The 6,770-nt window shown below is 46.0% G+C and carries 4 protein-coding genes; 2 read left to right on the forward strand and 2 right to left on the reverse strand.

Annotated elements, in window-relative coordinates:
• Positions 1–166 precede the first annotated feature (166 nt).
• The gene (locus DP117_RS32970; protein ID WP_339381134.1) at positions 167–388 is read right to left on the reverse strand and encodes a MerR family DNA-binding transcriptional regulator; all 222 of its coding nucleotides are present in this window, start codon (positions 386–388) and stop codon (positions 167–169) included.
• 40 nt (positions 389–428) lie between these two features.
• Positions 429–1,916, reverse strand: coding sequence for a hypothetical protein (locus DP117_RS32975; protein ID WP_248277950.1), 1,488 nt, complete (start codon positions 1,914–1,916; stop codon positions 429–431).
• 794 nt (positions 1,917–2,710) lie between these two features.
• On the opposite strand from DP117_RS32975, the gene psaA reads away from it, so the two are divergent.
• Positions 2,711–4,969 (forward strand): photosystem I core protein PsaA, encoded by a 2,259-nt coding sequence (psaA, locus tag DP117_RS32980; protein WP_169222381.1) that lies wholly within the window; start codon positions 2,711–2,713, stop codon positions 4,967–4,969.
• Between the two features lie 125 nt (positions 4,970–5,094).
• Positions 5,095–6,770, forward strand: a 1,676-nt coding sequence (gene psaB / locus DP117_RS32985; protein WP_169222382.1) for a photosystem I core protein PsaB, incomplete at its 3' end; no start/stop codon positions are given.

Below are 6,770 nucleotides of genomic sequence, written 5' to 3' on the forward strand. Positions count from 1 at the left end.
CTATACAAGCTTTTTCAGACTATTTAGTACATTTGCACCGGGGGAAGTTCAGTTCTAGGGGACAATGCGTAACCAACTACGTTTTTATGTTAACTCATTCTACATAATATAGTAGTGATTAGTATCATGGTAGGCTAAAGCCTACGTCGTGGTTTTCATCCCTTGGCTAAAGCCGAAGGGTTTTCAACCTACCCTTTATAACTCGACTTGGTACTTTGCCACCTTTCAAATTTCGAGCGATACCAAGGTGCTCTTCGGTATAAATGCGTTGGTTCCCTAATGTCCGTTCTGGAATTAACTTCTTTTCCCTCTCCCAGCGCCGTAAAGTGGAACAGGAAACTCCAACAAGTTCTCCAAATTCTGCAACTTTCCACATAAACTTGCCCATAGCAGTGAACTATGGGCAAGTTTAGCAAATTATTTTGATACTAAGTCAACCTCTTTTTTCGGTTCAGGTAAACTATTGCTGTTGCTTCTGATTTTGGTTCTGCTGTGGTTTGTGATTGCGGCACAATTGTTTCTGGTGCAGGGGACTCAATGATTTCTGGTAGAGTGCCAGGTAAACCAGGAGATGGTTCAACTGTTGCTTCTGGAGTTGGTGTCACTTCTGGCTGTGGTTGTGTTGTGCTTTCGCTTTGGGGAGTCTCAATCACCTCTGGTAAGGTAGGAGGTAAGCCAGGAGTTGTCTCAACTGGTACTTGTGGAGTTGGTATTTTATCTACCTGAGGCTTTTGCTGATTGAAAAAGCTATCTGCTGCTGATTTTGGTTTTTCTGGCTGTGTTTGGGATTTAGACTGAGATTCTGGTAGCTGTGTTTGAGGTGTTTGTTCAACGCTGGGGGTTGAAGTTGGAATGGGTGTAGGTTCACCAAGGGGCTGCGTTTCTTTCTCGGGTTGTGTTTGAGGTGTTTGTTCAACGCTGGGGGTTGAAGTTGGAGTGGGTGTCGGTTCAACAGTTGGAATTAAGCGAGTGTAATTTGGGTCTACAATACTGCGAACTTCTTCTGCTGAGAGTTCTCCTCTGATTATCTTAGATAAAGTGTCTTTTCCATTGGGTTCATAGGTAATCAGTCTCACTGTGCTGTTGAAGACATTTTTCACAGGGTTTCCCTGTTCATCAAGAAACTCAAGTTTTACCCAATTTTTACCTGGCTTAAAGCCTTTAAGGTAAATAGCTTGCCAACGGTCTAAAACAAAGCTTTCATCATTAATTGTGCAGCGAATACGCCAATCTGCTATGTCGTCATCAGGGTTTTCTTCGGCAACCAGATGCAGTGGGGCGTTAGTTAGGTAAAAGTCCAGTAGAATTGGTTCTGCACCGTAGCTACCTTGGGGACGACTGTATGTTAACAGTGGTTGTGCTGGATCAGGGTTGTTGTCGTCAGTTTTGGTGACGATGTGAAATGTTGTCTGGGCGTAAGCACCTTCATTTTTAAAGCTTTCATCCCAAGGACGAGAAGCAAAAACACGTAAGGTATGGGTACCGGGGGACAAGTCTGGCAAAACCAGAGGATTATTCAGGTTGTTATATAAGGCTATGTAAGGTTCGTTGTCGAGAATAACGTTTAAATGAGGACCAAGCTGCAGTTCTGGATCTTGGTAGATGGGTAAGTCTTTAACCTCAAAGCGAACACTCACTGTATTTTCTTGCAGGATTTCATCTTGTTTCGGAGTCACTATTGTGACTTGTGGCTGATAAATTTCCAAGGAGTCGCGCAGTTCTTGGATTGTTGCTGGAGGTGAAACTTCTGAGATTTGCTTTGAAAGTTGAGCTTTTGAGTGCAAACTGCCATACGGTTCTTGGCTAAACGGTTCTTGGCTGACAGCTTTATCTCCACAACTGGTCAAACTTAATACCAGCAGTGACGCTATCAGTGATCTGAGGATAGCAGTTGCGGTCTTCTGCCACAAGTTCATGCTTTTCACCCAGTGATACTCCTACTACAACTGACTCAATCATTTTGGCTCAAACTGTCTACTGGACACTATAGCTCAAAAGGAGAATTCTTCGTTGACTGAATTATCTCTCTGGCAATGAATTTAATAAGAACACAGAATATCCCCACGAAATCCGCGCTTATTTCATAAACAAAGAATTTTTCTTGTCTCCATATTAAGGACGGGGTCTAAATTAGCGGCTTGTGACCTTGTTACTGTGCAACCCAGTTGTACAGAGTTTGGCTGACTATGCTCATAAAAAATTGCTGAGTTGGTGACAACTGTGTTCTGGAGTGCATGGCGGGGCGTAGGCTGTTCTTTTTTTGTCATTTTTTTTACATGACTACGTAATTTTTTTAGATGAGAATTCAACTATCTTTAGTCAGAAAATTGGCTGTAGACAAAATATTAAGTGATATTAAATATCACCAGCAAATCCTGGTCAAAATAGCTTTTTGTGATATGAAAGACAAGATTTACGAATTGTTACCATTTGTAAAATAAATGCAGAAAGTATTGACTTTTTGCCCAGTAGTTTTCATGTAAAAGGTAGATGAGGCAAGAAATTTCAGGATTTTGAATTATTGTTAAAATCTCTCTAACTGTGTACGAGATAAGCCTTTATAATTCAACAGAAACCAATCTCCACAACAAGGTCTTCGCCGCTGCTCCAGTCATCTGTTTCTGGAGGACGCGATCAAGGTTAACAAAAGCCATGAAGATACTATGTGGTATTCAATGATTCCTCAATCCTTTTAAAGAGAGGAGGTCGAATGACGATAAGTCCTCCAGAGCGAGAGGAGAAAAAGGCAAGAGTGATAGTCGATAACGATCCGGTTCCAACCACATTTGAACTGTGGGCAAAACCAGGACATTTTGACAAAAGCTTAGCCAGAGGTCCCAAAACCACAACATGGATTTGGAACCTGCACGCGCTCGCCCATGATTTTGATACACATACAAGCGATTTAGAAGACATATCCCGCAAAATATTTGCAGCACACTTCGGTCACTTAGCCGTAGTGACGATTTGGCTCAGCGGGATGATATTCCATGGCGCTCGTTTTTCCAACTACGAAGCTTGGCTGAGCGATCCCCTCAATATCAAGCCAAGTGCTCAAGTTGTTTGGCCAATCGTTGGTCAAGGGATTTTGAATGGAGATGTCGGCGGCGGTTTCCACGGTATTCAAATCACCTCCGGCTTCTTCCAAATATGGCGTGGTTGGGGTATTACCAACTCGTTCCAACTGTACTGCACTGCCATTGGTGGTCTGGTATTAGCAGGCTTATTCTTGTTTGCCGGCTGGTTCCACTACCATAAGCGCGCTCCCAAGTTGGAATGGTTCCAAAATGTGGAGTCCATGCTGAATCACCATTTGCAAGTACTGCTTGGTTGTGGTTCATTGGGCTGGGCAGGTCACATCATCCACGTATCCGCGCCTACCAATAAGCTGTTGGATGCGGGAGTGGCTGTAAAAGATATACCGTTGCCCCACGAGTTCATTTTGAACAAAGACTTGTTGACAGAGCTGTATCCTAGCTTTGCCAACGGTATAGCACCTTTCTTCACCTTGAACTGGGGTGTTTATTCAGACTTCCTCACCTTCAAGGGTGGTCTGAACCCAGTCACAGGCGGCTTATGGATGACAGACATTGCTCATCACCACTTGGCGATCGCGGTACTGTTCATCGTCGCTGGTCATATGTACCGTACCAATTGGGGTATCGGTCACAGCATCAAAGAGATCCTGGAAAACCACAAAGGTCCCTTCACTGGTGAAGGTCACAAAGGTCTCTATGAAAACATGACCACGTCCTGGCATGCTCAGTTAGGAACTAACCTTGCCTTCTTAGGTTCGCTGACGATCATCATCGCCCACCACATGTACGCGATGCCTCCGTATCCGTACTTGGCAACAGATTACGCTACCCAACTCTGCATCTTCACTCACCATATGTGGATTGGTGGCTTTCTGATTGTTGGTGGAGCGGCTCACGCAACAATCTTCATGGTGCGGGATTACGATCCAGTAATTAACCAAAATAACGTGCTGGATCGGGTCATTCGTCACAGAGATGCAATTGTCTCTCATTTGAACTGGGTATCTATGTTCCTGGGCTTCCACAGCTTCGGACTGTATATCCACAATGACACCATGCGTGCCTTGGGTCGTCCCCAAGATATGTTCTCTGATACCGCAATTCAGTTGCAGCCAGTGTTTGCTCAGTGGGTACAAAACCTGCACACTGTAGCACCAGGTACAACAGCACCCAATGCACTAGAACCTGTGAGCTACGCCTTTGGCGGCGGTGTTCTGGCTGTAGGCGGCAAAGTGGCAATGATGCCTATTGCACTCGGTACGGCGGACTTCTTGGTTCACCATATTCACGCCTTCACGATTCACGTCACCGTTCTGATTCTGGTCAAGGGTTTCCTGTTTGCCCGCAGTTCTCGTCTGATTCCAGACAAGATGAACTTGGGATTCCGGTTCCCCTGCGATGGTCCTGGTCGTGGCGGTACCTGTCAGGTATCTGGTTGGGACCACGTATTCCTTGGTTTGTTCTGGATGTATAACTCCATCTCCATTGTGATTTTCCACTTCAGCTGGAAAATGCAATCGGATGTCTGGGGAACTGTGGACGCAGATGGTACTGTGTCTCATATCACTGGTGGTAACTTTGCCGAAAGTGCTCTCACAATCAACGGCTGGTTGCGTGACTTCTTGTGGGCACAAGCAACACAAGTGATAAACTCTTACGGCAGTGCGCTGTCAGCTTATGGGTTGCTCTTCTTGGGCGCTCACTTTGTCTGGGCATTCAGCTTAATGTTCCTGTTCAGCGGTCGTGGCTACTGGCAAGAACTGATTGAGTCAATTGTTTGGGCACATAATAAACTGAAAGTAGCACCAGCAATTCAACCCCGCGCTCTTAGCATCATTCAAGGTCGGGCTGTTGGTGTGGCTCACTACCTCTTAGGAGGAATCGCTACCACCTGGGCATTCTTCCACGCACGAATCATTTCACTGGGCTAAAAATCAGCTCTTACGAGTGATGAGTTTTGAGTTTTGAGTTCTGAAATAAAAACTCAGGACTTAGAACTCACCAACTCAAAATCTAAGAACCTGATGGCTGAAGGTCAGAGGACTTATCAAAACCTATGGCAACAAAATTTCCAAAATTTAGCCAGGATCTAGCACAAGATCCGACGACGCGTCGGATCTGGTATGCGATCGCAACGGGAAATGATTTTGAAAGCCACGATGGCATGACAGAAGAAAATCTTTACCAAAAGATTTTCGCGACGCACTTCGGTCATGTGGCAATCATCTTCCTGTGGGCATCGAGCCTGCTGTTTCATGTAGCCTGGCAAGGTAACTTTGAGACGTGGATCACAGATCCTCTTCATATCCGTCCGATAGCTCATGCAATCTGGGACCCTCACTTTGGGAAACCAGCAATCGAAGCATTTACCCAAGGAGGGGCGAGCTATCCAGTCAACATCACCTACTCTGGGATCTACCACTGGTGGTACACCATTGGTCTGCGGACGAACAATGACCTGTATGTAGGTTCAGTGTTCCTGCTGCTGTTGGCATCATTATTCCTGTTCGCTGGTTGGTTGCACTTGCAACCTAAGTACCGTCCAAGCTTGGCTTGGTTTAAAAGTGCAGAACCACGTCTGAACCACCACCTAGCAGGTCTGTTTGGTGTGAGTTCTTTGGCTTGGGCAGGTCACTTAATTCACGTAGCAATTCCTGAATCTCGCGGACAGCACGTGGGTTGGGATAACTTCCTGAGCACACTGCCTCACCCAGCAGGATTGACACCATTCTTTACCGGGAATTGGGGTGTTTACGCTGCAAATCCTGACACAGCAAACCATGTGTTTGGTACTTCCCAAGGTTCAGGAACTGCAATTCTGACGTTTTTGGGTGGTTTCCATCCTCAAACAGAGTCGCTGTGGTTGACGGATATGGCTCACCACCACTTGGCGATCGCAGTACTGTTCATCATCGCCGGTCATATGTACCGAACCAACTTTGGTATCGGTCACAGCATCAAGGAGATGATGAATGCCAAGACATTCTTCGGCATTCCAGTGGAAGGTCCATTCAACCTGCCTCACCAAGGTATCTACGATACCTACAACAACTCCCTACACTTCCAATTGGGTTGGCACCTAGCCGCTTTGGGCGTAATCACCTCCTTGGTGGCTCAGCACATGTACTCGATGCCAGCTTACGCATTCATTGCGAAGGACTACACAACCCAAGCAGCTTTGTACACCCATCACCAGTACATTGCTATCTTCTTGATGCTCGGTGCTTTCGCTCATGGAGCAATCTTCTGGGTACGTGATTACGATCCAGAACAAAACAAGGGCAACGTACTAGACCGCGTGCTGAAGCATAAAGAAGCAATTATTTCCCACTTAAGCTGGGTATCGCTGTTCTTGGGCTTCCACACCTTAGGTTTGTACGTCCACAATGACGTAGTGGTAGCTTTCGGCACACCGGAAAAGCAAATCCTGATTGAGCCTGTGTTTGCTCAGTTCGTTCAAGCCGCTAATGGTAAAGTCCTGTATGGCATGAACGTTCTGTTATCTAATCCAGATAGCATTGCATCCACAGCATGGCCTAACTACGCTAACGTCTGGTTACCAGGTTGGTTAGATGCGATTAATGCTGGCACCAACTCCTTGTTTTTAACCATTGGACCTGGCGACTTCTTGGTTCACCATGCGATCGCCCTGGCTCTCCACACCACGACCTTGGTATTGGTCAAAGGTGCTTTGGATGCCCGTGGTTCCAAACTGATGCCCGATAAAAAGGA

Source organism: Brasilonema sp. UFV-L1 (assembly GCF_012912105.1).
Classification (GTDB): Bacteria; Cyanobacteriota; Cyanobacteriia; order Cyanobacteriales; family Nostocaceae; genus Brasilonema.